The 690-nt window shown below is 47.4% G+C and carries 1 protein-coding gene; it reads right to left on the bottom strand.

What is annotated here, in order from left to right; translation table 11 throughout:
- Window positions 1-117: 117 nt before the first annotated feature.
- The coding region (locus AS89_RS18715; RefSeq protein WP_237709705.1) for a hypothetical protein at window positions 118-690 on the bottom strand (573 nt) is incomplete at its 5' end.

Here is a 690-nt window from a genome sequence, read left to right as displayed (position 1 = left end):
AACGCCGCCGGCAGGGGCAGCTTACCTTGTGCGCGTTTTGCGCGAAAATGGGAGCACAGCGACCCGCGCAAAAGGTGCACAAGGTAAGCTGTCCCGCGGAGGGCCGCAGGCCCGGAGTTATTTGCCCGGCCTTGTTATATTTTCCAGGCGGAGTACATAGGGAATATCAAAGTACAACGCTCCTTTTTTATCCTCTATGTAATACGGCTGTCTATCTGGAATTTCGCTTGTCTCAATATAAACATTTTCCGGCATCAAATATTTATTTAAGTTGCTAAGCTTTGTAGTGCCGCTAACAATCTGATTACAGTAAGGGATTAAAACTCGTACAACGCTTCCATTGGAAGCCTGCAACTCGACGGGGCTAGGATCATTTAACTGACGCATACTCCATCCATTTCCTTTTGTGCTGCATTGCGCATCATAAAATTCTTGGCAGACGAGAGCTCTTGAAACTTCAGTTTCAGTGTGAACATTTTTAAAACTTACACGGTATTCGATTGGCTCTGACGGCGCTTCGCGAGGCACCTTTGCATCAATGCAATTTACTGCGTAAGGAATCGCCGTGCAGCCTGTGACCGAAAATATGGTTCCTATTATTACCAGATAAGACCGCACGATTTCTCCTGAAATATAACGCCGCCGGCAGGGGCAGCTTACCTTGTGCGCATTTTGCGCAAAAATGGGAGC

The organism is Microbulbifer agarilyticus S89 (genome assembly GCF_000220505.1).
Taxonomy (GTDB): Bacteria; Pseudomonadota; Gammaproteobacteria; order Pseudomonadales; family Cellvibrionaceae; genus Microbulbifer; species Microbulbifer agarilyticus_B.
This window is presented reverse-complemented; position numbering and strand designations above follow the sequence as displayed.